The 24,043-nt window shown below is 63.2% G+C and carries 18 protein-coding genes, 1 rRNA gene and 1 pseudogene; 7 read left to right on the top strand and 13 right to left on the bottom strand.

The window, feature by feature from the left end; genetic code table 11:
* Positions 1-31 precede the first annotated feature (31 nt).
* Positions 32-637: a protocatechuate 3,4-dioxygenase subunit alpha gene (gene pcaG, locus KY379_RS01410; protein WP_133332159.1), complete on the bottom strand. Its 606-nt coding sequence runs from the start codon at positions 635-637 to the stop codon at positions 32-34.
* A 10-nt stretch (positions 638-647) separates the two neighbouring features.
* A complete protein-coding gene (gene pcaH, locus KY379_RS01405) occupies positions 648-1,367 on the bottom strand; it encodes a protocatechuate 3,4-dioxygenase subunit beta (protein ID WP_133332160.1) in 720 nt (239 codons plus the stop codon).
* Positions 1,368-1,551: 184 nt separating this feature from the next.
* On the opposite strand from pcaH, the gene KY379_RS01400 reads away from it, so the two are divergent.
* A complete protein-coding gene (locus KY379_RS01400) occupies positions 1,552-2,433 on the top strand; it encodes a neutral zinc metallopeptidase (protein ID WP_133332161.1) in 882 nt (293 codons plus the stop codon).
* 209 nt (positions 2,434-2,642) lie between these two features.
* Positions 2,643-4,562 (top strand): methyl-accepting chemotaxis protein, encoded by a 1,920-nt coding sequence (locus tag KY379_RS01395; protein ID WP_261240184.1) that lies wholly within the window; start codon positions 2,643-2,645, stop codon positions 4,560-4,562.
* 53 nt (positions 4,563-4,615) lie between these two features.
* Here the strand turns inward: KY379_RS01395 and ggt are convergent, their stop codons facing one another.
* The 3 genes from ggt to KY379_RS01380 all read right to left on the bottom strand — a co-directional run bounded on the left by ggt (position 4,616) and on the right by KY379_RS01380 (position 8,052).
* Positions 4,616-6,283, bottom strand: a complete 1,668-nt coding sequence (gene ggt / locus KY379_RS01390; protein ID WP_261240185.1) for a gamma-glutamyltransferase — start codon at positions 6,281-6,283, stop codon at positions 4,616-4,618.
* A gap of 117 nt (positions 6,284-6,400) precedes the next feature.
* Positions 6,401-7,297, bottom strand: a complete 897-nt coding sequence (locus KY379_RS01385) for a LysR family transcriptional regulator (protein WP_133332164.1) — start codon at positions 7,295-7,297, stop codon at positions 6,401-6,403.
* 164 nt (positions 7,298-7,461) lie between these two features.
* The gene (locus KY379_RS01380; RefSeq protein ID WP_196174155.1) at positions 7,462-8,052 is read right to left on the bottom strand and encodes an NAD(P)H-dependent oxidoreductase; all 591 of its coding nucleotides are present in this window, start codon (positions 8,050-8,052) and stop codon (positions 7,462-7,464) included.
* Positions 8,053-8,247: 195 nt separating this feature from the next.
* On the opposite strand from KY379_RS01380, the gene KY379_RS01375 reads away from it, so the two are divergent.
* Positions 8,248-8,562 (top strand): putative quinol monooxygenase, encoded by a 315-nt coding sequence (locus KY379_RS01375; protein WP_133332166.1) that lies wholly within the window; start codon positions 8,248-8,250, stop codon positions 8,560-8,562.
* Here the strand turns inward: KY379_RS01375 and KY379_RS01370 are convergent.
* Positions 8,552-8,898: pseudogene (locus tag KY379_RS01370) on the bottom strand (TSUP family transporter); the annotation flags it as partial. The gene KY379_RS01375 and the pseudogene KY379_RS01370 sit on opposite strands and share 11 nt — an antisense overlap.
* Here KY379_RS01370 and KY379_RS01365 point away from each other — a divergent pair.
* A complete protein-coding gene (locus KY379_RS01365) occupies positions 8,852-8,983 on the top strand; it encodes a hypothetical protein (protein ID WP_261240186.1) in 132 nt (43 codons plus the stop codon). The pseudogene KY379_RS01370 and the gene KY379_RS01365 sit on opposite strands and share 47 nt — an antisense overlap.
* 67 nt (positions 8,984-9,050) lie before the next feature.
* Here the strand turns inward: KY379_RS01365 and KY379_RS01360 are convergent, their stop codons facing one another.
* Positions 9,051-9,326: a metal/formaldehyde-sensitive transcriptional repressor gene (locus KY379_RS01360; RefSeq protein WP_133332169.1), complete on the bottom strand. Its 276-nt coding sequence runs from the start codon at positions 9,324-9,326 to the stop codon at positions 9,051-9,053.
* A 70-nt stretch (positions 9,327-9,396) separates the two neighbouring features.
* On the opposite strand from KY379_RS01360, the gene dmeF reads away from it, so the two are divergent.
* Positions 9,397-10,326 carry a CDF family Co(II)/Ni(II) efflux transporter DmeF gene (gene dmeF, locus KY379_RS01355; RefSeq protein WP_261240187.1) on the top strand — a complete coding sequence of 310 codons (930 nt, stop codon included), beginning with the start codon at positions 9,397-9,399 and terminating at the stop codon, positions 10,324-10,326.
* A 96-nt stretch (positions 10,327-10,422) separates the two neighbouring features.
* The gene (locus tag KY379_RS01350) at positions 10,423-10,767 is read left to right on the top strand and encodes a cupin domain-containing protein (protein ID WP_003258412.1); all 345 of its coding nucleotides are present in this window, start codon (positions 10,423-10,425) and stop codon (positions 10,765-10,767) included.
* 65 nt (positions 10,768-10,832) lie between these two features.
* Here the strand turns inward: KY379_RS01350 and mmsB are convergent, their stop codons facing one another.
* Together mmsB and KY379_RS01340 are read right to left on the bottom strand one after the other, a co-directional pair.
* Complete coding sequence (gene mmsB, locus KY379_RS01345; protein WP_133332171.1) at positions 10,833-11,720, bottom strand: 3-hydroxyisobutyrate dehydrogenase; 888 nt, start codon at positions 11,718-11,720, stop codon at positions 10,833-10,835.
* Between the two features lie 28 nt (positions 11,721-11,748).
* The gene (locus tag KY379_RS01340) at positions 11,749-13,275 is read right to left on the bottom strand and encodes a CoA-acylating methylmalonate-semialdehyde dehydrogenase (protein WP_261240188.1); all 1,527 of its coding nucleotides are present in this window, start codon (positions 13,273-13,275) and stop codon (positions 11,749-11,751) included.
* 137 nt (positions 13,276-13,412) lie between these two features.
* Between KY379_RS01340 and KY379_RS01335 the strand changes: the two genes are divergently transcribed.
* Positions 13,413-14,366, top strand: a complete 954-nt coding sequence (locus KY379_RS01335) for a LysR family transcriptional regulator (protein WP_133332173.1) — start codon at positions 13,413-13,415, stop codon at positions 14,364-14,366.
* Between the two features lies 1 nt (position 14,367).
* On the opposite strand, the gene recD is transcribed toward KY379_RS01335, so the two are convergent.
* The 4 genes from recD to rrf all read right to left on the bottom strand — a co-directional run bounded on the left by recD (position 14,368) and on the right by rrf (position 23,884).
* Positions 14,368-16,443, bottom strand: a complete 2,076-nt coding sequence (gene recD / locus KY379_RS01330) for an exodeoxyribonuclease V subunit alpha (RefSeq protein WP_261240189.1) — start codon at positions 16,441-16,443, stop codon at positions 14,368-14,370.
* Positions 16,440-20,123 carry an exodeoxyribonuclease V subunit beta gene (gene recB / locus KY379_RS01325; protein ID WP_261240190.1) on the bottom strand — a complete coding sequence of 1,228 codons (3,684 nt, stop codon included), beginning with the start codon at positions 20,121-20,123 and terminating at the stop codon, positions 16,440-16,442. The genes recD and recB overlap by 4 nt, the downstream gene beginning before the upstream one ends.
* On the bottom strand, positions 20,120-23,602 hold the full coding sequence (recC, locus tag KY379_RS01320) for an exodeoxyribonuclease V subunit gamma (RefSeq protein ID WP_261240191.1): 3,483 nt from the start codon (positions 23,600-23,602) through the stop codon (positions 20,120-20,122). Before recC ends, recB begins: the two co-directional genes overlap by 4 nt.
* 166 nt (positions 23,603-23,768) lie before the next feature.
* Positions 23,769-23,884 (bottom strand): 5S ribosomal RNA (rrf, locus tag KY379_RS01315).
* Positions 23,885-24,043 lie beyond the last annotated feature (159 nt).

Raw genomic sequence — 24,043 nt, 5'->3', positions numbered from 1 at the left:
CCCGGGGCCGCTTAGCGGCCCCGGGTACCACTCAGAAGTCGAAGAACACCGTCTCCCCTTCCCCCTGAATGCGGATATCGAAGCGGTAAGCCGTCTTCCCATCCACTTCGCAACGCTTGGCGATCAAGGTCTCGCGGCGCTGCGGCTGCTCGATCAAGTTGAGCACCGGGCACTTGGCATTGGCCTCGGCCTCATCATCGAAGTACACCCGGGTATGCAGGTGGATGTTGATGCCGCGAGCGAACAGGCTGAGGTTGATGTGCGGTGCCATCGGCACACCTGCGGCGTTGTTCACCACACCTGGCTTGACCGTGTGCACGGTCCACTCACCGGCATCGAAGGTGGTGGCGGTGCGGCCAAAGCTGTTGAAGGCGTTTTCCAGGTTGTAGTCATCCTGGTACTGACCATTGGCGTCGGCCTGCCAGATCTCCAGGAACGAGTCGCGCACCAGGTGCCCGTTACCGTCGTACACGTGGCCGATCAGCAGGATGTGCTCGCCCGGCGCTTCGGGTTTGGCCAGACGGTTCCAGATTTCCTTGTCGCGCTTGGGATTGCCGGCCGCTTCCAGGGCCAGACCGATGTGCACGTAGGGGCCGGCGGTCTGCGAAGGGGTTTCCGGCAGCAGTTCGATTGGCATGGCGGGTTCCTCAGCAGTTTTCGAAGTGGGTCTTGCGCTGGCCGCGCAGCACGATGTCGAAGCGGTAGGCCAGGGCATCCATGGGGTTGGCATGGCCCATGTCGAGCTTGGCGATCAACTGCTGCACTGCTTCGGGATTGGCGATCGACTTGACGATCGGGCACAGCGGGATCAACGGATCGCCTTCGAAATACAACTGGGTGATCAGCTTGGTGGCGATGGCCGGGCCGCTCACCGACACGTGGATATGTGCCGGGCGCCAGTCGTTGGGGCCATTGCGCCATGGGTACGGACCCGGCTTGATGGTGCGGAAGCTGTAGAAACCGTCACGGTCGGTGAGGCAACGACCGACGCCGCCGAAGTTCGGGTCCAGCGGGGCCAGGTAGCGGTCGTTCTTGTGGCGATAGCGGCCGCCGGCGTTGGCCTGCCAGATTTCCACCAGGGTGTTGGGAACCGGCTTGCCGTACTGGTCGAGCACACGGCCGGCCAGGATGATGCGCTCGCCGATCGGCAAGCCACCGTTGTTGAAGTTCAGCAGCAGGTCATGGTCATGGGCACCGAAGCCCAGGTGGGAAAAGTCAGGGCCGGTGGTTTCGCTTACCGACTGCGGGATGCTGACCAATGCCTGGCGCGGCGAGCGGGCAATGGACGTCTTGTAGTCGGGCGTCAGGGCTTTGGGGTGCCAGTTGCGATCACGGATCACGAAGCGGCTGTTGTCCTGGGCGGGCATGCCGTTTTCCTCTCTTGGAATTATGTGAAGCCCCCTCTGCAGGGGACTTGCAGTTTCGAATAGGTTTTCCAAGAGAGAAATTGAATTCCGCGCGCCTTTCCATAACCAAATGGTTATGTATTAGTGCCTTTGGCCCGGGTGAACTAGTCTATGTCTTCATGTTTCACGATTTTGGAGAGCGTTCATGGATTGGCGAAAAGGCCGGCGTAGCGACAATGTCGTCGATGCCCGTGGGGAAGGCGGTGGTGGCGGCATGCGCTTTGGTGGCGGGAAAGGATTAGGCCTGGGGGCCATCCTCTTGATCGTCGGCATCGGCTGGATCACCGGGCAGGACCCATTGCAGATCCTTGGTCAGCTCGCCGGGCAGATGGAACAGCAGCAAGCCCCTACCGCCGTGGAGGGCAAAGCCCCCCCGGCCAACGACGAACAGGCCGAGTTCGTCGCCTCGGTACTGGGCGACACCGAAGACACCTGGAAGGCGCTGTTTTCCCAGGCAGGCAAACAGTATCGCGACCCCAAGCTGGTGCTGTTCAGCGGCCAGGTGAATTCCGCCTGCGGCTTCGCCTCGGCGGCCGTGGGTCCGTTCTATTGCCCGGCTGACCAACGGGTATACCTGGACATGTCGTTCTTCCGCGAGATGGAAACCCGCTTCGCCGCTGCCGGGGATTTCGCCCAGGCCTATGTCATCGCCCATGAAATCGGCCATCACGTACAGACCTTGCTGGGTGTTTCGGCCAAAGTCGACGCCGCACGTCGTGCCGGGCAGCGCATGGAGGGCGACAACGGCCTGTTGGTGCGTCAGGAGCTCCAAGCCGATTGCCTGGCCGGGGTCTGGGCCTACCAGGCGCAACAGCGCCTGAACTGGCTTGAACCCGGCGACGTCGAGGAAGCGTTGAACGCAGCCAATGCCATCGGTGACGACCGCCTGCAGCAACAGGGCCAGGGTCGCGTGGTACCTGATTCGTTCACCCATGGCACCTCCGCCCAGCGGGTGCGCTGGTTCAAGACCGGGTTCGCCCAGGGAGACGTAAACAGCTGCGATACCTTCAGCGCGCGTAGTCTCTGAACGCTCTTGGCCTCCATTCGCGGCGGTTCGCGCCGCGAATGCTTCCGCAAACTCCGCGCAAACGTTTTCGTCTTGTTACATATCTGCTGAAAAAGCGTTTCAGCTTCGCGCTGACCTGCCGATAACTGCTGCACGATTCGGCAGGCTCTCAGAACAACAACGCCCTGCGATCGACGATCAAGTGAGCGAATAACTTCTGGAGAGCGTGCATGAACAGCTGGTTTGCCAATATCAGCGTCAACCTGAAGCTGGGCCTGGGCTTCGGCCTGGTCCTGGTCCTGACCGGCTTGCTGGCCCTGACTGGCTGGAACAGCCTGGGCAGCCTGATCGACCGTAGCAATTGGATGGGCGACATCGGCCAGCTCAATAAAGACCTGACCGACCTGCGCGTGGCGCGCCTGCAATACATGATCGCCAACGGCGACGACGCCGCAGCGGCCAATACCCTGGCCAAGCTGGATGTCTTCAGCAAACAGCAACAACACCTGGTCAGCACCTTCGTCAGCCCAGCCAACGTCAAGCTGCTGCAGGAGCTCGGCGGAACCATCGATGCCTACAAGGTCTCGCTGAACGCCATGCGGGTCGGCTACAACAGCAGCCGGGCCGCCCGCGAGGCCATGAACCAGTCGGCGGCGAGCGCCGACCAGTCCATGGAAGCCCTTACCCAGGATGTAATGACCCGACCGGAAGTCGACAGCGTACGCCTGACCCAGTACCAACTGATCAGCAAGGCTCGCCAGCAACTGCTGCAGGTGCGCATCGACGTGCGCGGCTATATCGCCGACAGCAGCGCCGCCAACGAAAAAGCGGCCCTCGGTCAGCTCGACGCCGCCCTGCTCGGCATCGACGGCCTCAAGCGCCAATTGCCTGACGACTCGACCCGCCTGCAAGCCCTCGATCAGGCCGTTGAGGCCTACCGCGATGCCGTGCGCCAGTTCCGCGATGCCATCGCGCAGATCACCACCGCACGCGCCGAAATGACTGTCCAGGGTGCCGACATCGTCAAGCGCAGCGATGCCCTGTACCAGATCCAGATCGAGCGCCGCGACGCTGAGAGCGCAGAGGCCCGCAGCCTGCAGATCATCGCCACGCTGCTGGCGCTGCTGGTCGGCGTGCTCGCGGCGGTAGTCATCACCCGCCAGATCACACGTCCGCTGCGTGAAACCCTGGAGGCCGTGGAGAAGATCGCCAGCGGCGACCTGACCCAGAACCTGCGCGTGACCCGCCGTGACGAACTGGGCGTGCTGCAGCAGGGCATCAGCCACATGGGTACCACCCTGCGCGAGTTGATCAGCGGCATCCGCGATGGCGTGACGCAAATCGCCAGCGCCGCCGAAGAACTGTCGGCGGTCACCGAGCAGACCAGCGCCGGCGCCAACAGCCAGAAGGTCGAGACCGACCAGGTCGCCACCGCGATGCATGAAATGGCCGCGACCGTTCAGGAAGTGGCGCGCAACGCCGAGCAAGCTTCTCATGCGGCTACCGGCGCCGACGACGAAGCCCGTGCCGGCGATCGCGTGGTGGGCGAGGCGATCAGCCAGATCGAGCGCCTGGCCGAGGAGGTCCATCGCTCCACCGAGGCCATGAACCTGTTGCAACAGGAAAGCCAGAAGATCGGCAGTGTGATGGACGTGATCAAGTCGGTGGCCGAGCAGACCAATCTGCTGGCGCTCAACGCCGCCATCGAAGCGGCCCGGGCCGGTGAAGCCGGGCGCGGCTTTGCCGTGGTTGCCGACGAGGTGCGCGGGCTGGCCCAACGCACGCAGAAGTCGACCGAGGAAATCGAGGAGCTGGTGGCCGGCCTGCAGTCCGGGACCCAGCAGGTGGCCAATGCCATGCAGGGCAGCCGCACCCTGACCGACAGTAGCGTGGAACTGGCGCGCAAGGCGGGTGTATCGCTGGAGAACATCACCAGCACGGTCTCCAGCATCCAGTCGATGAACCAGCAGATCGCCGCGGCGGCCGAGCAACAGAGCGCAGTGGCCGAGGAAATCAGCCGCAGCATTCTCAACGTGCGCGATGTGTCGGAGCAAACCGCTGCGGCCAGCGAAGAAACGGCGGCTTCCAGCGTCGAGCTGGCGCGCCTGGGTGGACATCTGCAGATGCTGGTCAGTCAGTTCCGCGTGTGACCATCTGACCGCATCGCCGGCAAGCCGACGATGCGGTCCTCACTGGCAGCTGTTTACTTGACCACCACGCCCACTCCACGCCCCCGCGGATCAGATGCCGTCTCCAGCTTCTCACCGCTCACCCGGATCGCCTGGATATCGCCCATCTCCCAACCCTGATCTTCCAGCACGTAGCCCATTTTCTTCAGCTCATCGGCCACCGCCCCGGTCAGTGGCGCATAGCTGTCGAAGTAGATGGTGTCCTTGGGCAACAACTGATGGTGCACGCGCTGCGCGGCCACGGCCTTCTCCAGCGGCATATCGTAGTCGTACAGGTTGTTCAGCACCTGGAAGATCGAGGTGAAGATCCGCGAGCCGCCGGGCGTGCCCAACACCAGCACCACCTTGCCATCGCGGGTCATCAGGCTGGGGCTCATGGACGACAGCATACGCTTGCCCGGTTCGATGGCGTTGGCATCGCCGCCGACCACACCAAACACGTTGGCGGTGCCCGGCTTGGCGCTGAAATCGTCCATTTCGTCGTTGAGCAGGAAGCCTGCCCCCTTGACCACCACACCGCTGCCATAGTCGAGGTTGAGGGTGTAGGTGTTGCTCACCGCGTTCCCCTCCTTGTCGACGATCGAGAAGTGCGTGGTCTGGTGCGGCTCCAGCCCCGGCTTGACTTGATCGGTGGCCGAAATCGCCTTGGGGTTGACCTGGGCGGCGCGCTTGGCCAGGTAGTCCTTGGCCACCAGCTGGTCCACTGGCACCTTGGTGAAGCCGGGGTCGCCCAGGTAGTCGGCGCGGTCGGCGAACACACGCTTCTCGATTTCCGCCAGCAAATGGATGTATTGCGCCGAGTTGTGCGCCACGCCCTTGAAGTCCGCGGCACGGTCCTCCTTGATGCCCAGCAACTGGGCCAAGGCCACCCCGCCGGAGCTTGGCGGCGGAGCGGTGTAAACCACGTTACCGCGCCACTCGATGGCGATCGGATCGCGCCACACAGCTTTGTAGTCCTTGAGGTCTTCCTTGGTGATCAGGCCTTTGTCCGCCTGCATCTGCGCTACCAGCAGGTCGGCGGTCTTGCCTTGATAGAATTCGCTGGCGCCCTTGGCGGCGATGCGCTCCAGGGTCTTGGCCATTTCCGGCTGCTTGAACGGCTCACCCACCTTCATGTTGCCGAAGTAGTCGTTGAAGTTGGTCGCGGTCTTGAACATGCCCTGGGCATCGTCGCGGTACTGGTACTGCTTCTGGGCGATCTTGAAGCCATCGCGGGCATAGCCGATGGCCGGTGTCAGCAGCTCGCTCCAAGGTAGCTTGCCGAACTTCTGATGCGCTTCCCACAGGCCCATCACGGTGCCAGGTACCCCTGCGGCGCGGGCGCCGACCAGGCTGAGGTTCTCGATCACCTCACCTTTTTCGTCCAGGTACATATTGCGGGTCGCGGCCTTGGGCGCCACCTCGCGGTAGTCGAGGAAATACGGCTTGCCGTCGACGAACAGGGTCATGAAGCCACCGCCGCCGATATTGCCGGCCTCGGGGTAGGTCACGGCCAGGGTGAAAGCGGTGGCGACCGCGGCGTCCACGGCGTTGCCGCCCTTCTTCAGGATATCGGCGGCCACCTGTGCGCCATATTGATCGGGCGCCGCAATGGCACCGCCTTCCAAGGTCACGGCATAAGCCGAGGAGCAGCTCAACATCGCGGCTGCGAGCGCCAGGAACGGGAACGGAACACTACGCATGACACTTCCTTGGTGTTGTTTTTGTTGATCGCTCAGTAAGGCCGAAGCGAGCCGACTGTGCAAACACTTGAGGGAAGATTCGCCGCCTGCGGACAGAATTTGTCGTGTTCAGGCAACTCAGCAAGCGTAGCGAGCCAGCTTGTCCTGGATAAAATCGAGGAAACACTGGATGCGCAGCGCCAACTGCGTGTTGCGGTAGTAGACCGCGTGGATCGGCTGGCGGTAGCCGTTGTTGGCCTCGCCAAGCAACACCTGCAAGCGGCCAGCGCGGATGTCTTCGTGGGTCATGAAGTGCGACAGGCTGACGATGCCTTCGCCGGCCAGGGCCAACTGGCGCAGGGTCTCGCCACTGGAGGCGAGCAGCGCCGGGCGGATGCTCCAGCGATCGCCCTGGGCATGACGCAGCGGCCACTGGTTGAGCGACTCGGGCTGACTGAAACCCAGCAGGCAGTGATTGCTCAGGTCCTCGACCTGGGTCGGCGTGCCATGGCGTTCGAGGTACGCCGGACTGGCCAGCACCTGCACCGGGCTGCACCCCAACGAACGGGCGTGCAGGCTGGAGTCGGCCAGCTCGCCGATGCGGATAGCGACATCGGTACTCTGCTCGAGCAGGTCGATGATCAAATCATCGGTGTTGAGTTCGAGCTCGATGGCCGGGTACTGACGGCGGAACTCGCCGATCCAGGGCAGGATCGCGTGCAGCATGAACGGTGCGGCGGCGTTGATGCGCAGGCGCCCCGACGGGTTCTGGCGATGCATCGACAAACGCTCTTCCATGTCGTCCATCTGCTCGAGCACCAGGCGCGCCCGTTCGAGAAAGAACCGCCCCTCTTCGGTAAGGTCCATGCGCCGGGTGGTGCGGTTGACCAGGGTGGTGCCGAGCTTGGCCTCCAGCCGCGACAGGGTGCGGCTGACCGCCGATGGGGTCTGCCCGATCTGCTCGGCGGCAGCGGAAATCGAGCCGCAGTCGATCACGGCGACGAATACCTGGAGCTCTTCGGATCGAGTTTTCACATCAGGGCCTTCGCTCGGACTTTGCAGGGATTAGATAGCGCTTGTCGATGCCAAGTCCAGCTGTAGCTGTACCGACCCCTTCGCGGGTGAACCCGCTCCTACAAATACAGCGGGATCGGGTCGGAGCGGGTTCACCCGCGAAAGGGCCGGCACAGGCAACACAATCACTCAGCCTTGCCAAACACCTCTTCAAGGTGCGCTTCATAAGCCGCCAACGCCGCCGGCACATCCGGGTTCTTGATCACATCGTTGGTCAGAAAGGTCGGCAGGCCGGTCATGCCAAGGAACTGGTTGGCCTTGTGGAAAGGGAAGTAAACCGCATCCACACCCTTGCCCTCGAAGAAATCGGCCGGGTCGTCAAAGGCCTGCAGCGGTGCGTTCCAGGTGAGCGACAACATGTACTGCTTGCCCTGGATCAGGCCACCACTGCCGTAGCGCTTGGAAGCATCCGAGCGGCTGCGGCCGTCGCTGGCATAGAGGCTGCCGTGCCCGGCGGTGAAGACGTCGTCCATGTACTTCTTCACGGTCCATGGAGCCCCCATCCACCAACCGGGCATCTGGTAGATCACCACGTCGGCCCAAAGGAATTTCTCCACCTCGGCCTGCACGTCGTAGCCTGCGTCGATGAAGGTCTGCTGGACGTCGTAGCCGGCACGGTCCAGGTAGGCCAGCGCGACATCGTGCAGGGTCTGGTTCAGGCGGCCCTCGGAATGGGCGAACTGTTTACCACCGTTGAGCAAAAGGATCTTTTTCATGCTGGCCTCGGGTCTGTTCGGATCGACCGTGGTTATGCGCCCAGGTCGAATTGGTCATCGATTGGCCGGCAGATTAAAGGCTGGCGTGTGAGGCAAAAAGTCGCCACGCAGCAAAATACATTTGCGCTCGAATCACGAATAGAAGGCAGATTATTGTCATAGAATAGCTTCACTTCCCCCAGCGAGTAGCCAGCCATGAACGAGCAATACGCATTCATTCTCAAGGCCAAGACCCGTCCGGAAATGGCCGACGCCTTCGAAACCCTGTTCCGCGCTTACGTCGAACCGAGCCGCCAGGAGCCTGGTTGCATCGAGTACCACATGCTGCGCGATCAGCAGGACCCGAGCCTGTTCGTGTTCTTCGAGGTATGGGCCAGCAAGGCCGACCTGGACGTGCATTCGGCCCTACCGCACATGGCCGAGTTCTTCGAAAAACGCATGGAGTACCTGGAGCGCGAGTTCGATATCCAGCGCATCGATATGCTCAGCCCCTCCTCCGCTAGCCGTTGAGCAACAGGTGGCTGCCAAGGGCGCCCAGGCCGATGAAGAAGCAGCGTTTGAACAGCACCGCGCTGATCCGCAGACGCAGCCATTGCCCCAGCAGCATGTCCAGCAACGCCGGCAGCACCATCATCAGCGATGCCCCGAGGGCCTGGCCACCGAGGGCGTCCTGTCCAACCAGGCCCAAGGCCAGCGCCAGGGTCGAGACAGTGAACGCAGCCCCAGGGCCTGGATCATCTCGTCACGATTCAGGCCCAGGCTTTGCAGGTAAGGCACCGCTGGCATCACGAATACCCCCGTGGCCGCCGTCACCACCCCGGTCGCCAGCCCACACAGCGGGCCCAGCCGCCAGCTGTTGCTGTGCGCCCGGGACTTTCTGGGCTTGCCGGGCTATGCCGCAGGCTTGGTGGACAGGCTGACCAAAGTCTGAGGCGATCGCAGTTTCCCGCGATCGTAGCAGTACTCAGCAAGGGATATGTAGATACCCCCCTGGGGTATCACTTCAGGTAAGACCGCAACAGCGACGCCACTTTATCCGCCTCTTCCTGCCGCTCTTGCGCACTCAGCCCATCCGCCACCAGGTGCTCGCGGATGTGTCCTTCCATCACCTCGGCCATCAACCCGTTCACCGCGCCGCGTACGGCGGCGATCTGCTGCAGGATTGCCAGGCAGTCCTTGTCCTGCTCCAGCGCGGTTTCCAGCGCCGCCGCCTGGCCCTTGATCTTGCGCACCCGGGTCAACAGCTGCTTCTTGCCCTTCTGGGTATGTGCCATGTCGTTTCACACCGTCATAGGTATACTGGGGTATAGTATATTTCTCGACCTTCCGGGAGCATGATAAACCATGGCGACACAAACCTCAGGCCATTGCCGGCTGAGCCATCAGTTCCACACTCGCAACCTCGGTGCCGAGCGCAAGACCCGGCTGGCGGTGTGGCTGACGGCCGTGATGATGGTGGCGGAAATTGCCGGCGGCTGGTTCTTCAACTCCATGGCCCTGCTCGCCGACGGCTGGCACATGAGCTCGCACGCCCTGGCCCTGGGCCTGTCGCTACTGGCATATGCCGCAGCGCGACGTTATGCCAGCGACCGCCGCTTCGCCTTCGGCACCTGGAAAATCGAGATCCTCGGCGGTTACTCCAGTGCCCTGCTACTGCTCGGGGTCGCCGGGCTGATGGCCTTCCAGTCGGTGGAACGACTGTTCGCCCCTGGCCCGATCCACTACGACGAGGCGATTTCCATCGCCGTGATTGGCCTGGCCGTGAACCTGATCTGCGCCTGGTTACTGCGCGACGATCATGATCACCACCACCACGGCCACGAGCATCACCACGACCATGGTCACCACCACGATCTCAACCTGCGTTCAGCCTACCTGCACGTGATCGCCGACGCGGCCACCTCGGTGTTGGCGATCATCGCCCTCTTGGCCGGCAAACTCTGGGGAGCAGGCTGGCTGGACCCGGTCATGGGCCTGGTCGGCGCGGTCCTGGTGGCGGTATGGGCGCGTGGCTTACTGCGGGACACCAGCCGGGTGCTGCTGGATGCCGAGATGGATGCACCCGTGGTCGGAGAGGTTCGCGAGGTGGTCGCGCAACTGCCAGTGGCGGCACGCATCACCGACTTGCATGTGTGGCGCGTAGGCAAGGACCAGTACGCCTGCATCCTCAGCCTGGCCACCACGGGCGAACTCAGCGCCGAAAGCGTGCGCCAGGCGCTCGCCGCGCACGAGGAACTGGCCCACATCACCGTCGAGGTCAATGCCTCGGCATAGCGCGGCCAGGCAGCTGGACGTCGAGCCCAGGCAACTGCGGCTCGGCCGATGGCCCTAAGGTGACGAGTCATCCAACCAGTCACCAGGAGTTGTGCCATGTCCGATTTCATCACCGTCCTGCGCGAGACCTGCCCGACGCCGGTCGTGGACGCCACCAAGTGGAAGCGCATCGGCGGCGACCCGCATACCGTCAACCTCAATGCCTACCTGTCGGCGGACGGCAGCAAGATCATGGGCACCTGGATCTGCACCCCAGGCAAGTTCGAGGTCAACTACGAGAAGTGGGAGTTCTGCCACTTCCTCGACGGCTACTGCATCATCACCCCGGAAGGCGAGGAGCCCAAGCACCTCAAGGCCGGCGACGTATTCGTCATCGAACCAGGGATGAAAGGCACCTGGGAAGTGGTCGAGACCGTGCGCAAGTACTTCGTCTTCGCCTGATCAGAGACAATCGCCGTATCCAACGGCCTCATCGCCGGCACGCCGGCGATGCTTTACCTCGTCAATCAGTCCTTTTTGCGGTACCCCTCAACGATCGCCGAGAAGTCCTTGCCGCCATCACCGCGCAAGCTCATGGCCTGGTATAGCTGCTGCGCCAGCGCGCCCATGATCACCGGTTGATGCGCCTGGCGGGCGGCCTCGGTAGCCAATCCCAGATCCTTGAGCATCAGCTCGGCGCCAAAGCCACCGGTATAGCCGCGTGACGCCGGCGCGGTCTCGATGATGCCCGGCCACGGGTTGTAGGTATCGGAGCTCCAGCAACGCCCGGTCGAGCTGTTGATGATCCCGGCCAGCACCTGGGTGTCGATGCCCAGTGCGTTGCCCAGGGCCATGGCCTCGGACACACCGATCATCGAGATACCCAGCAGCAGGTTGTTGCAGATCTTGGCGATCTGCCCGGTGCCCACCTCACCGCAATGCACGATGTTGCGGCCCATCTGCTCGAGCACCGGCTTGAGCGTGGCGAACAATTCGGCGCTGGCGCCGACCATGAACGTCAACGTCCCCGCCGCTGCGCCACCGGTTCCACCGGATACCGGCGCATCGCCCATGTCCACGCCTTTGGCCGCCGCGGCCTTGGACACTTCGCGCGCCGTCTGCGGGTCGATGGTGCTGCAATCGACCGTCGGCGTCCCCGGACGCACGCCGGCGAGCACGCCGTCGTCCCCCAGATAGACACTGCGCACATGGGCCGCCGCAGGCAGCATGGTGATCACCAGTTCACTGCCGGCAGCGGCGTCCTTGGGCGAGGCGCTGACCTGGCCGCCGAGTTGGGCAAGCTCGGACAGCACCGCTTGGTTGAGGTCGAACAGGTTCAGCTGATGCCCAGCTTTGATCAGGTTGCGGGCCATGGGCGCACCCATGTTGCCCAGGCCGATGAATGCGATACGCATGGTTTTCTCCTTGACGCAGACGGGTGGCTTAGCGAAGGCTGATGGTGGTGTTCACACCGTCATTGACGCTTTCGTCGTCGAACCAGCGGGCAGTGACCGTCTTGGTCTGCGTGTAGAACTGCACGACCTGCTTGCCGTAAGGGCCGAGGTCACCCAGCTTGGAGCCACGCGAGCCAGTGAAGCTGAAGAACGGTACCGGTACCGGGATCGGGATGTTGATGCCGACCTGACCGATGTCGATCTCGCTCTGGAACTTGCGCGCCGCCGCGCCGCTCTGGGTGAACAAACCGGTGCCGTTGCCGAACGGGTTGCGGTTGACCAGGGCGATGGCCTCGTCGAGGGTATCGACCTCCAAGGTCACCAATACCGGCCCGAAGATTTCCTGGGTATACACCTGCATGTCGGTCTTGACTCCGGAGAACAGGGTCGGACCGACGAAGTTGCCCTGCTCGTATCCTGGAACCTTGACCCCACGGCCGTCGAGCTCGAGCGTGGCGCCTTCCTTGATGCCGCTTTCGATCAGGCCCAGCACACGCTCCTTGGCGCGCTTGGAGACCACCGGGCCAACGTCGGTGCCAGGTTCACAGCCGGCATTGACTTTGAGCTTGCTCGCCGCTTCCTTGATATCGGGCAACCATTCGCGGGCCTTGCCCACCAGCACTGCCACCGAGGTCGCCATGCAGCGCTGGCCGGCAGCGCCAAAGGCGGCGCCGACCAGGGCGTTGACGGTCTGTACGCGGTTGGCATCGGGCAGCACCACCGCGTGGTTCTTCGCGCCCATCATCGACTGCACGCGCTTGCCGTGCTGGCTGGCCAGGTTGTAGACGTGGGTGCCGACTTCGGTGGAACCAACGAAGGAGATCGCCTTGATGTCCGGGTGGGTGCAGATGGCATCCACCACCTGCTTGCCGCCGTGCACCACGTTGAGCACACCGGCCGGTACGCCCGCCTCCAGCGCCAGCTCGACCAGTTGCAGGGTCGACAGCGGGTCCTGCTCGGAGGGTTTGAGCACGAAGGTGTTGCCGCAGACGATGGCCATCGGGAACATCCACAGCGGAATCATCGCCGGGAAGTTGAACGGTGTGATACCCGCGCACACGCCGATCGGTTGGCGCAGGGTGTAGGTGTCCACGCCACCTGCGACGTTCTCGGCGAACTCGCCCATCTGCAGGGTGCCGATGGAGGCGGCGTGCTCGACCACTTCCAGGCCACGGAAGATGTCACCTTCGGCGTCGGCGAGGGTCTTGCCCTGCTCGGCGCTAAGGGTCTGGGCGATGCGCTTGGTGTGCTCGCGAATCAGCGCCTGGAGCTTGAGCATGATGCGCATGCGGGCGCCGATCGGGGTATCGCGCCAGGAGGCGAACGCACGCTGGGCAGCGGCCACGGCCGCGTCCACTTCTTCGGCGGTGGCGAATGGAACTCGCGCCAGCACCTGTTGGGTGGCCGGATTGACGATGTCACGCCATTCGCTGGACTTCGATTCGACCCATTGACCGTCGATCAGCAGCTTGACCTGCTCGACCTGGGTCTGGGCGGGGGTATGCGGTGCGTTCATCTGCGTTCTCCTTGGAATTATTGTCGGACGCGACGCTGGTGCCTGAACATCAGCGAGGTGGCGCTTGGTTCACGGGGCCTTTTTCGAGTATAGATGTGCATACATCCCATAAGAACGCACAAAAAAACCGGATCATCATGCAAAAAGACCTCACATCTCTGAGCGCCCTGAACTGGGACGACCTCAAGTTCTTCCTGGAGGTCGCGCGCACCCGCAAGGCCAGCAGCGCGGCCAAGCGCCTCAACGTCGACTACACCACGGTGTCGCGGCGCATCAGCTCGCTGGAAAGTGCGCTCGGCACGCTGCTGTTCGAAAAGTCACGGACCAACGGCTTCGTGCTCACCGCCGAAGGGCAGCGCCTGCTGAGCTATGCCGAATCCATAGAAAGCACCCTGCACATGGCTTGCGAGCAGGTGACCGGCTCTGGCGTGGCGCTGTCGGGACATGTGCGCATGGGCTGCACCGAGGGCTTTGGCAGTTTTTTCGTGACGCCGCAGCTGAGCCGTTTCGTCGATGCCTACCCGGCCATTTCGGTGGATATCCTGCCGCTGCCGCACTTCATCAGCCTGTCCAAGCGTGAAGCGGACATCGTCATTGCCCTGGAGCGCCCCGAGCATGGGCCTTATGTGTGCTGCAAGCTCTGCGACTACCAGCTGCGGCTGTACGCCACCCAGGACTACCTGGACGCCCACGCGCCGATCCGCAGCCCCGACGACCTGGCCCGACACCCATTCATCAGTTATGTGGACGACCTGGCATTCAGTTCCGAGCTGCTGTACCTGGCCAACCTCATCCCCAATGCCAACGCCCGCCTGCGCAGCACCAGCGTGATCGCGCAGTACACTGCCGCCTTGCAGGGGCGCGGGCTGGCGATCCTGCCGTGCTTTCTGGCGGCACAGGACCCTCGGCTGGTCACCGTATTGCCTGGTGAGGTCGAAGTGACACGGCAGTTCTGGATGTACTGCCGGGAGGACCTGCGCAAATTGAAGCGGATTACCTTGTTATGGGACTACATCCGCGAAGTGACCGAGATGAACGCTCCGTTGATGATGGGCGCGAACACGAAGATGGCATTCGCCCAGGACACCTGACTCAGACCTGCTCCAGCATCAGGCCCGAGATACGCCGCACCTTGCGCGCCACGGCCTCCTCGAATATGCCCTGGCGTGGTTCGATCAGGCTGAAACAATGCTTTGCACGGGTGATGCCGGTGTAGATCAGTTCCTTGGTCAGCACCGGGTTGAGCGCGTCGGGCAGTACCAGGGCGGTATGGCTGAACTCCGAACCCTGTGACTTGTGCACGGTCATGGCGAACACCGTTTCCACCTCGTTCAGACGACTGGGCAACACGAAGCGCACCCCGCCGCTACCATCGTTGCGCGGGAAGGCCACGCGTAGCAGAGGCTGACCTTGCTCGTCGGGCAAACGCAGGGCGATGCCGATGTCGCCGTTCATCAGCTTCAGGCCGTAGTCGTTGCGCGTCACCAGCACCGGCCGCCCTTCGTACCAAGGCTGCTGGGCGTCGATCAGGCCGGCATTGTGCAGCACCCGCGCCACTCGCTCGTTGAGCCCTTCCACACCCCAGGCGCCTTTGCGCACCGCGCACAACAGCTGGAAGTCCTCGAAGTGCTGGAGCACCTTGCCGGCCCAATGCTCCCAGCGCGGATCGTCGAAAGCAGTACCCGGCGCCGGTCGATGACGGCCGATGGCCCTCAGGTAGCTGCGATAACCTTGCGGTCCTTCGGGGCCACGGTCCAGGCCGTCGAGCAAGAAGCGATCGAAGGCCCGGTCCTGTTCGCCGCGCAGCGCCAGGCCGAAGACGTCCTCCGGCGGCAGGGCCAGCAAGTCGCGCGCGGCATGGGCCTCTTGGCGATTGACCAGCCGCGCCAGCTGGCCGATACCGCTGCCTTCGCCAAAACGCCGGGAGAAGCGCAACATCACCACTTGCTGGGCCAATGGGTACCGTTCCGCCGTTCCTGACTTAAGCCCACTGGCGCTCAGCGACTGACCGCCAATCTGCTCGAGCCAGGCTTGGGTCTGCGCAGAATAGCGACCCTCCTCGGCATCTCGACACAGGTCGCCCAGTACCGCCCCGGCCTCCACAGACGCCAACTGGTCTTTGTCGCCGAGCAGGATCAGGCGCGCCTTCGGCGGCAGTGCATCGAGCAGGTTGGCCATCATTTCCAGATCGATCATCGAGGCCTCGTCGACCACCAGCACATCCAGCGGCAACGGGTTACCAGCGTGATGACGGAAATGTCGCGAGCCCGGCCGGCTGCCCAACAGCCGATGTACCGTGCTGACATCGGTCGGAATCTGACCACGGACCTCGGGACCGACCTGCAGGCGCTCGACCTGCTGACCGATCGACTCGGTCAGACGCGCGGCAGCCTTGCCGGTCGGCGCAGCCAGGCGGATCCGCAAGGGTCGCCCCTGCTCCACTGCAGGCGCTTGCAGCAGGGCCAGCAGACGCACGACCGTGGTGGTTTTGCCAGTACCGGGGCCACCGGTGATGATGCTGAAGCCAGAACGGGTGGCCAGGGCGCAGGCCAGCTTTTGCCAATCGACCTGGCCGGCCAGGGCGCCAGCGTCGAACAACTGCGCCAGACGCTCGGGCAGATCGGTCGGCGTCGCCTCGTCCTGCAGCAGCCGCTGACGCAGGGTCTGGTCGATCTGTCGCTCGTAGCTCCAGTAACGCCGTAGGTACAGGCGCTGGCCGCTGAGCACCAGCGGCCTGGCCTGCTGCCCTGACGTGGAGCCGTCGGCCACCAGCGGGCTGGCGGCAATACGGTCGATCCAGGTGGTCAGGTCAAGATTGGCGAGCAACTGCGAGGGCAGCAGCAATGGCCCGCTCAGGGCATCGCCTTCAGGTGGCAGCGACAAGGCGAAATCCGGCTCGTCCAAGGTCTGGCTCAGGTCGAGGCAGACATGCCCGTGGCCCAGTTGGTGACTGGCCAGAGCGGCAGCCAGCAACAGCAACGGGTCGCTACCCGGCACCCGTTCTTCAAGGAACGACACGAACGCACGGTCCAGGGCTCGCAGCCAGCCACGCTCGACCCAACGGTCGAGCAGGAGCAACAGGTCGTTGCTGTCGCGCTGCGGGGCCAACGCCAGCAGCTGTTCGGCGTGCAACGGCGTGGGCAGCAAATCGTCGAGGCTTCGGCTCATGGCGCGGCTCCGGCAAACAGGTCTTGCTGTTCAGGCTGGCTCTCGCCGCGGAACAGTGCGTCGAGCGCTTCGATCAGTGCACGCGGTGGCTTGGCGAAATACACACCATGCCCGCTGCTGCTGGCCCCACGCAGGAAAATGAACAAGGCGCCGCCGACATCGCGGTCATAGTCGTATGCCGGCAGCCGTGCCCGCAGTTGGCGGTGCAGGGCCAGTAGGTAGAGTACGTACTGCAGGTCGTAGCGATGTTCGAGGATCGCCTTTTCCATGGCCGGGGTATCGTAGGCGTCGATATCAACGCCCAACCAGTTGGACTTGTAGTCGGCCACGTAATACCGCCCATCGAGTTCGAAGGCCAGGTCGATGAAGCCTTTGAACATACCGTTGAGCAGCGTCGGCTGCGCTGCTGGTCGCACCAAGCCCGGGTGAGTATGACGCGCCACCAGGCGGTCGAGTTGCTCGACGTCGACCCGCTGGCTGGCAAACCAGAATTCCATCTCGATCTGATAGTGCTGCAACTGCGCGAGGACCAGGCCGGCATTCTCGCCAGGCAACGGCAGCGGCTCGACCAGCAACTGCCCGAGCCATTGGCTGAGGGTCGGGATCCAACCGGTCCAGTTGCGGCGGTTGCAGCGCTGACCAACGGTCCGCTCGATTCGCTGCGGATCGCCGGCGATGTCGGCGAACCCTTCGCGTCCAGCCCATTCCAGCAAGCCGTGAAGGAACGTCCCGGGGCCGGGGCCTCGTGGGAAGCGATGCATGTCACCGCTGTCCGCCAAAACCTGCCGCGGCTGCGGCGCCTCAACGACCTCGTCATCGAGCAGCTGCTGAGCCTGAGAGCTATCAGCGCCCAATGTCTGCTCTCCCATTCTCAAAGCACTGTAGGACGCGATCCACCAATGTTCGGATGCAGCCCGTCGCGGCTTGCGCGCCGGTACCAGCTCGCGCTCGCCGCGAGGTGCGCGATAACACTGGTCATCGGCCTCCGGCATCCCAGGGCACGCAATATGAGCAGAGCCGCCGACCAATGCCTGCAGCCAGACGTCCAGATGCCCAGAGCCTGGTAGCGCAAGCCCACCGCCCAGCAGGTAGCCCAACGCGGAGCGGTGCAGCTGAGAGCTTTTCTGATTACCCCGCTTGAGGTCGGCGACCCCGAGCCAACATGCGTATTGGGCACGGGTCAAGGCCACATAGAGCAGACGCAGGTCCTCGGCCAGGCGCTCGTCGTCGGCGCGGGCGATCTGATCGGCGTCGGGTGCCAGGGTCAAGTGCGCCTGGCCCTGGCTGTCGTGCCAGGCCAGTGGCAGACGGCTACCGTCGACCGGCTTGCTGGTACAGATGAAGGGTAGGTAGACCAGCGGATACTCCAAACCCTTGGACTTGTGGATCGTCACGACCTTGACCAGCTGTTCGTCGCTCTCAAGACGCAGGATCTGCTCTTCACCAGCCTGCCCAGCATTGGCCAGGTGTTCGGCCAGATGACGGATCAACGCTTGCTCGCCATCGAGTTCGCCTGCAGCCTGCTGCAGCAGTTCAGCCAGGTGCAGCAGGTTGGTCAGGACCCGCTCGCCGTCGCTGCGGCGCAACAGGGTGCGGGGCAAGGCGAAGTCGTGCAGCAGGTGCCGCAACATCGGCAGGACACCCTGGCGCTGCCAGGTCTCGCGGTAGCGCCGAAAACGCATGACCCAGTCTTCCCAGACCCGCTCATCCTGGTTCAGACGATCCAGATCGAGCAATGACAGGTCCAGCGTCAGGCTCGCCAGTGCAGCCTTGAGCAGGCGCTCGGAGTCGGGCTCGGCGCAAGCCTTGAGCCACGCCAACAGGTCATGGGCTTCCTGTGCGGCGAATACCGAGTCCTTGTCGGACAGGTACACACTGCGCACGTCACGGGCAGCCAATTCGGCCCGCACCAGTTGTGCCTCGTGACCATCGCGCACCAGAATCGCAATGTCCGAGGGCTGGCAGGGGCGCAGTTGGCCGTCTGCGTCGGCAAAGCCGGTCACTCCTTGCTGTCCACCATTGAGCATGGCGACGATATGAGTGGCGCAACTGGCGGCCAGACGCTGACGATAGAAGGTGCTGGAGATCGGTTCGTCACTCTCCAAGCGCCAGCATTGCAACGCGGCACTGGACTGCCCGTTTACCAATAGCTGTTCGCCGCGGCCTTTGGCCTGTACTTCGATAAAGGGCAGTGGGTTGTCGTCAGCTCTGCGGAACAGGAAGGCACCACGGCCCTGCTGGCGCGCCTCGGCCTGCAGGAATACCTGGTTGACCGCAGCGACCATGGCCTGACTGGATCGGTAGTTGGTATCGAGGCTGTGAAGACGCCCCTCGGTCGCCCGACGCGCCGACAGGTAGGTGTAGATGTCCGCACCGCGAAAGGCGTAGATCGCCTGTTTGGGGTCACCGATCATGAACAGGCCGGTTTCCGGGCGGTTCTCGCTGATGCGATAGATACGCTCGAAGATGCCATACTGGACGGGGTCGGTGTCCTGGAACTCATCGATCAGCGCCACCGGGAACTGCTCTCGGATCAGGCCGGCCAGGCGTTCCCCGGCGTCGCTGGCCAACGCATTCTGCAAGCGAAGGAGCATGTCATCGAAGCCCATTTCGGCGCGCCGGCGTTTTTCCAGCTCGAAACGCGCCGATACCCAGGCCGCGGCATGCTCCAGCAGGCGCACGTCCGGGCTGCTCAGGCCTTGCAACTGTTGCTGCAGGGTCTGCATGGCCTCCAGCGCCGGGTGCTCGGGGGGAGCACCGACTTTCCAGGCCTCGGCCATCCCTGCCGGAGTCAGGCGGGTGAAACCGGTGCCCAGGTCGAGTTCCACCACTTCGGCGTCGCCGGCCCAGGCACGCAGTTTGTCGAACCATGGCTCGAAATAGCGGGCCTGCAGCTTACGCCCATCCGCCTGTTTGGCAGCGACCGCATCGCGGCAAAGCTGATGCAACTCCTCGGTCCACACGCGCCAGGGCGCCTTGAGCTGGCAAAGCTGCTCGGTGCGCTCACGCAGGGCCGATTCGATCAAATCTTGCGGCTCTTCGCCGCCCTGCTCCTGCTGTGAACGCACGCGACCGAACAGTGGCCGGATGCGCGGTAACAAAGCATCGGGGCTGCCCCAGTGGCTGCGTACCCAGCGTAACGCCTCGCCTTGCATGTCATAGCAAAAGCGCCGCCAGTAGTCGCGCATCACCTGGCCGAGCAACTCGCTGTGATCGGTCTCCAGGCTCTGGGTGAACAGGCTGCCGCTGTCGAACGCATGCTCGCGCAACATCCGCTGGCACCAGCCATGAATGGTCGAGACCGCAGCTTCGTCCATCCACTGCACGGCAATTTCCAGACGGCTGGCGCAACGGGGCCACTGCTCCTGGGTGTAGTCGTCGCGCAACTGCCAAAGCAAGGGATCAGCACCTTCCGACTCACCTCGGAAGAACCGCGCAGCTTCGGCCAGCCGGGCGCGGATACGTTCACGCAGCTCTTTGGTGGCAGCGTCGGTGAAGGTCACCACCAGGATCTGCGGCGGCAACAATTCACGACCGAAGCCCTGCTCGCCGCCATGGCCAAGAATCAGGCGCAGGTACAGTGCGGAAATGGTGAAGGTCTTGCCCGTACCGGCGCTGGCCTCGATGAGTTGGCTGCCGTGCAGGGGGAATTGCAAAGCCAGGGGGCGGACTGTGCTCATGCGCCGGCCTCCGGATTACCCAGGGTTTGCCAAGGCGCTGCAAACAGGGGGCGGTAGAGGGATTCGCACCAGCCCTCGAAGGTTTCGTCGGCGCTCAGTGCAGCGAAGTCGCGGAATTGCCGGGCCAGGGCGATGCTCTCGCTGCGCTCGCCGAAATGGTTCCGCTCGTCTCCTTCATAGGCTCGCGTGGCGGCGACCAGGGCCTTGTCCGGGTCGTCCTGGGCCAGCCAGGCGAATGCCGTCTTGGCCGCCACCGGCAGCGGTGCATTCATACCGGCCTGGCGTGCTACCAGCAGTTCACCGAGCAATTCGCGGGCCTGCTCCTGCGCCAGGGGCGCCAGTAGCAAGGTCAGATCGCTGGCGACCACGGCGCTGTTGAGTGAGTATCCCACCGCGCAGGCGGCCAGATGCATGACCCAGGTTGCGGTCAGGCGATGCCATTTAAGATTGTTACGTCCGGCGCTGATGGTGTTAGGCACGGTCGAAATGCTCAACAGGCTTAGATCATCCGCCTGGTAGACCCGGCCGAGCCAACCTTCCAGCTCATGGCCGGCATGCTGGAACCGAATGGGCAATGCGCCCTCCACCACCGTTGGCCACCGCTGTAACAACTGCCGATGGCGTTGCAGCAGATCCGGGAGTGGCTGCACCAGTTCGGCCTGCAGCAGCTCGCCGAAGCCAGCCAATGGCAACAAGCCGCAGGCTTGCAGGCGACGCGCCTGGGTGTGCAATGCCTGCTCGGCGTTGTCGGGGTCGAGCAGCGCCGCGCCCAGTAGACGTTCGCTGGCTCCGTAACGCTGCAAGGCATCGAGGACGAACGGTTCCTCGTCCGGCGTCGGCGCCTCCAGCGCCTCGAAGAACACTTTCAGGCGCTGGCTGAAGAAATGTCGAACCGGATGGCGCAGGAAATCCTGCAACTGCGTCAAGGTCAAGGCTTCGTCGTGGTGGTAGGGCGGCAACTCCGGCGCCTCCTGCAGCGGATCAGGCGCGTCCTGGTGCAACAGCTGCCACTCATGGGCATAGCTGAACAATGCACTGCCCTTCTGGAAGTAGCGCGGGCTGAACGGCTGCAGTGGATGCTCCTGGGTCAGCGCATGCAGCAATTGCTCACCTGCAGGCAGTGGATCGCCGCTGCGAGTACCCGCCAATTGCCAGCCCGCGGCAAGGTGATCGCGCAATTGGCCAATAAGCACAGAGGCCGGGCGCTCGCTGTTGTCACGAATGCTTCGACCTACCCAGCTGATATAAAGCTGGTCGCGGGCAGACAGCAGGGCCTCGAGCAGCAGGTAGCGGTCATCTTCACGGCGCGAGCGGTCACCGGGTCGATAGTCGCTGGCCATCAGGTCGAAGTCCAATGGGGGTTGGGCACGTGGGTAGTCACCATCATTCATGCCCAACAGGCAGACGACACGGAAGGGGATCGCACGCATGGGCATGAGCGTGCAGAAATTCACCGACCCGGCAAGGAAGCGCTGCGACAACTTGCCCTGGTCGAGGCCCGACAACCAGGCCTCACGGACCACGGTCAGTGGCAGCGGGTCTTGCAGGCCGACGGTCTCGCACACCTCCAGCCAGCTATCACGCAGGTCCTGCAGTTGCATCAGGAGGAATTCGTCATGTTCGTCCTCGGCCAGGAAGAACACCTGCAACAGCGCATTGAGGCGCGCCCCCCATTCCCCGGCCGTCGCAGGTTGAGTCAGCGCTTGGCATGCGACATCCAGAGCGTCGAGCAATGCGACCAGAGGGCCGATCAATGCGGCATCGAGACCGCCGATCTCGTCATAGGGCTCGATGCCGTCGCAGCTTTCACCGACGCCCACGGCGTACCCCAACAACATGCGACGCAGACCGAATCGCCAGCTGTTCTGCTCGAGGCCTTCCGGCAGACCCAACGAAGCCCGTTGCTCGGCGTTCAGGCCCCACCTTATACCTGCACCCTCGATCCAGCGATGCAAGGTTGGCAGGTCGCCCTCGCGAATACCGAAACGGGCCCGCACCGCCGGCACGTCGAGCAAGTCGAGTACCTCGCTCACGGCGAAACGGCTTTCAGGCAACTTGAGCAGGTGTTCCAGGGCGATCAATAAAGGGTCGCGACCGCGTTGGCCCTGGTCCGTCAGGGTGAAGGGGATGAAGCGAGGATCGGTACGCTGCAACTGTCCGAACACCGCGCGGATATGTGGGGCGTAGGTATCGATCGCCGGCAACATGACGATCACGTCGCGCGGGCGCAGGGTAGGGTCGGCACTGAAGCGGGCGAGTAACTGGTCATGCAGGATTTCCACCTCACGCTGTGGGCTGTGCGCTACATGGAAACGCACCGACCGGTCCTTCCCGGAATCGACGCCTGGCCACAGTGCACGGCTCTCGGCAAGAGGGCGGAGTTCGAGGATATCGTCCTGCAATTGTTTGAGCAGCGTGATCGGCTCACTGTCGCTGAACAGGTCGATACGCCCATCGCTGAACACTCCCCGGTAACTGCCCGGGTCGTCGTAGCTGTCGAGCAAGTTGATGTAGTCACGCCCCTGCTTGCCCCATGCGGCCAGCAACGGATGGGCATGCTGGTGCAATGATTCATCGTCCAGCTCCAGGGGCATGCCTTGCTTGCGCTGCTGCCGCTTGTACTGGTGGCGCAGAAGGTCTTTGTCGGCAACGATGTCTGCCCAGTGGTGGCGGCAAGGGTTATGCACGCACAACAACACCTGGCTGAACCGAGCAAGACCTGCCAGTGCTTCCAGTGCCTGGGCAGGCAACGAGGAGATTCCGAAAACGATCACCCGCGCAGGTAACCCGGCGGGTGCCTGCTCCAGGGTATTCATCCGTTCGATGAAACGCTGGTGAACACCGGCACGGCTCTGGGCCATGCCCTGTTCGCCGACATCCAGCAGCAACGCTCGCCACAATTCTGCCTGCCAGCGATTGCCTGGGGCCAAGGGTTTGCGTTCACTCCGTGCGGAGTTGAGCACGTGTTCGCCTGCAGCCCAGTCCTTGAGCCAGTCAGCGCGATAGACCTGGTACTGGTCGAACAGATCGGCCAGGCGCTCGGCCAGTTGGTAGCGTTTGCGCAGGTCACTGTCATCGGTCAAGAAGCGCCGCAGCGGCTCGAAATGCGGACGCTCGATCAGTTCGGGCAGCAAGCGCATCAGGCGCCAGGTCAACGGCGCCTTGTCGAGCAGGGAGACCTCGGGGATTTCGTCACGGCCCAATACCCGACGATACAGCTGCCACATGAAACTGCCCGGAAGCTGCACATCCACCGCTGCGGCGATGCCGCAACCGCCTTGATCATCGTCTTGCGGGTCTTCGGCCAAAGCCAGTTTCAGCCACTGGGCGATGCCGTTACTCTGCACCAGGGCGATTTCGTTCTCCAGGGGCGCCAGGGGATAACGGCGCATCCAGCTCACCACCAGGCTACGCAGTTCGTCCAGGCGGTTGCCGTGCACGATCATGAAGCCAGGATGGAGGGAGGTGGTATTGGCCATGAAGGAATCTCGTGAGGCGGTAGGCATTGGTCCGGGAACGACACAATACCTCGTAGCAGCGGCCTTGTGTCGCGAATGGGTTTCGGGCCATGACCAACATGACCAATTTGGCCACAAAAGACAAAACCCCTACCTGCTCGCGCAGATAGGGGTTTTGCGAAATGAATCTTGACGATGACCTACTCTCACATGGGGAAACCCCACACTACCATCGGCGATGCATCGTTTCACTGCTGAGTTCGGGATGGGATCAGGTGGTTCCAATGCTCTATGGTCGTCAAGAAATTCTGTTGCCAGAATGTCCAGATGGACAGCCCGGCGAATTCGGATATGTGAATTTGTGGCCTTACGAATTTTCGGTTGCTTCGTCTTCACCACCACAATCTGCTCGGCAGATTGCTTGGGTGTTATATGGTCAAGCCTCACGGGCAATTAGTATTG

Origin of the sequence: Pseudomonas sp. HD6422 (assembly GCF_025377065.1) — a bacterium.
Lineage (GTDB): Bacteria > Pseudomonadota > Gammaproteobacteria > Pseudomonadales > Pseudomonadaceae > Aquipseudomonas > Aquipseudomonas putida_U.
The sequence above is the reverse complement of the archived record's forward strand: the minus strand, read 5'-3'. Positions and strand labels throughout refer to the sequence as shown.

Bases quoted from the DNA above. Each gene is read 5' to 3' on its own strand.
- KY379_RS01335 (WP_133332173.1), top strand. From the start codon at position 13,413: ATGCAAAAAGACCTCACATCTCTGAGCGCCCTGAACTGGGACGACCTC.
- KY379_RS01350 (WP_003258412.1), top strand. From the start codon at position 10,423: ATGTCCGATTTCATCACCGTCCTGCGCGAGACCTGCCCGACGCCGGTC.
- pcaG (WP_133332159.1), bottom strand. From the start codon at position 637: ATGCCAATCGAACTGCTGCCGGAAACCCCTTCGCAGACCGCCGGCCCC.
- pcaH (WP_133332160.1), bottom strand. From the start codon at position 1,367: ATGCCCGCCCAGGACAACAGCCGCTTCGTGATCCGTGATCGCAACTGG.
- mmsB (WP_133332171.1), bottom strand. From the start codon at position 11,720: ATGCGTATCGCATTCATCGGCCTGGGCAACATGGGTGCGCCCATGGCC.
- KY379_RS01400 (WP_133332161.1), top strand. From the start codon at position 1,552: ATGGATTGGCGAAAAGGCCGGCGTAGCGACAATGTCGTCGATGCCCGT.
- KY379_RS01340 (WP_261240188.1), bottom strand. From the start codon at position 13,275: ATGAACGCACCGCATACCCCCGCCCAGACCCAGGTCGAGCAGGTCAAG.
- recD (WP_261240189.1), bottom strand. From the start codon at position 16,443: ATGAGCCGAAGCCTCGACGATTTGCTGCCCACGCCGTTGCACGCCGAA.
- recC (WP_261240191.1), bottom strand. From the start codon at position 23,602: ATGGCCAATACCACCTCCCTCCATCCTGGCTTCATGATCGTGCACGGC.
- recB (WP_261240190.1), bottom strand. From the start codon at position 20,123: ATGAGCACAGTCCGCCCCCTGGCTTTGCAATTCCCCCTGCACGGCAGC.
- KY379_RS01375 (WP_133332166.1), top strand. From the start codon at position 8,248: ATGAACGAGCAATACGCATTCATTCTCAAGGCCAAGACCCGTCCGGAA.
- ggt (WP_261240185.1), bottom strand. From the start codon at position 6,283: ATGCGTAGTGTTCCGTTCCCGTTCCTGGCGCTCGCAGCCGCGATGTTG.
- dmeF (WP_261240187.1), top strand. From the start codon at position 9,397: ATGGCGACACAAACCTCAGGCCATTGCCGGCTGAGCCATCAGTTCCAC.
- KY379_RS01380 (WP_196174155.1), bottom strand. From the start codon at position 8,052: ATGAAAAAGATCCTTTTGCTCAACGGTGGTAAACAGTTCGCCCATTCC.
- KY379_RS01395 (WP_261240184.1), top strand. From the start codon at position 2,643: ATGAACAGCTGGTTTGCCAATATCAGCGTCAACCTGAAGCTGGGCCTG.
- KY379_RS01360 (WP_133332169.1), bottom strand. From the start codon at position 9,326: ATGGCACATACCCAGAAGGGCAAGAAGCAGCTGTTGACCCGGGTGCGC.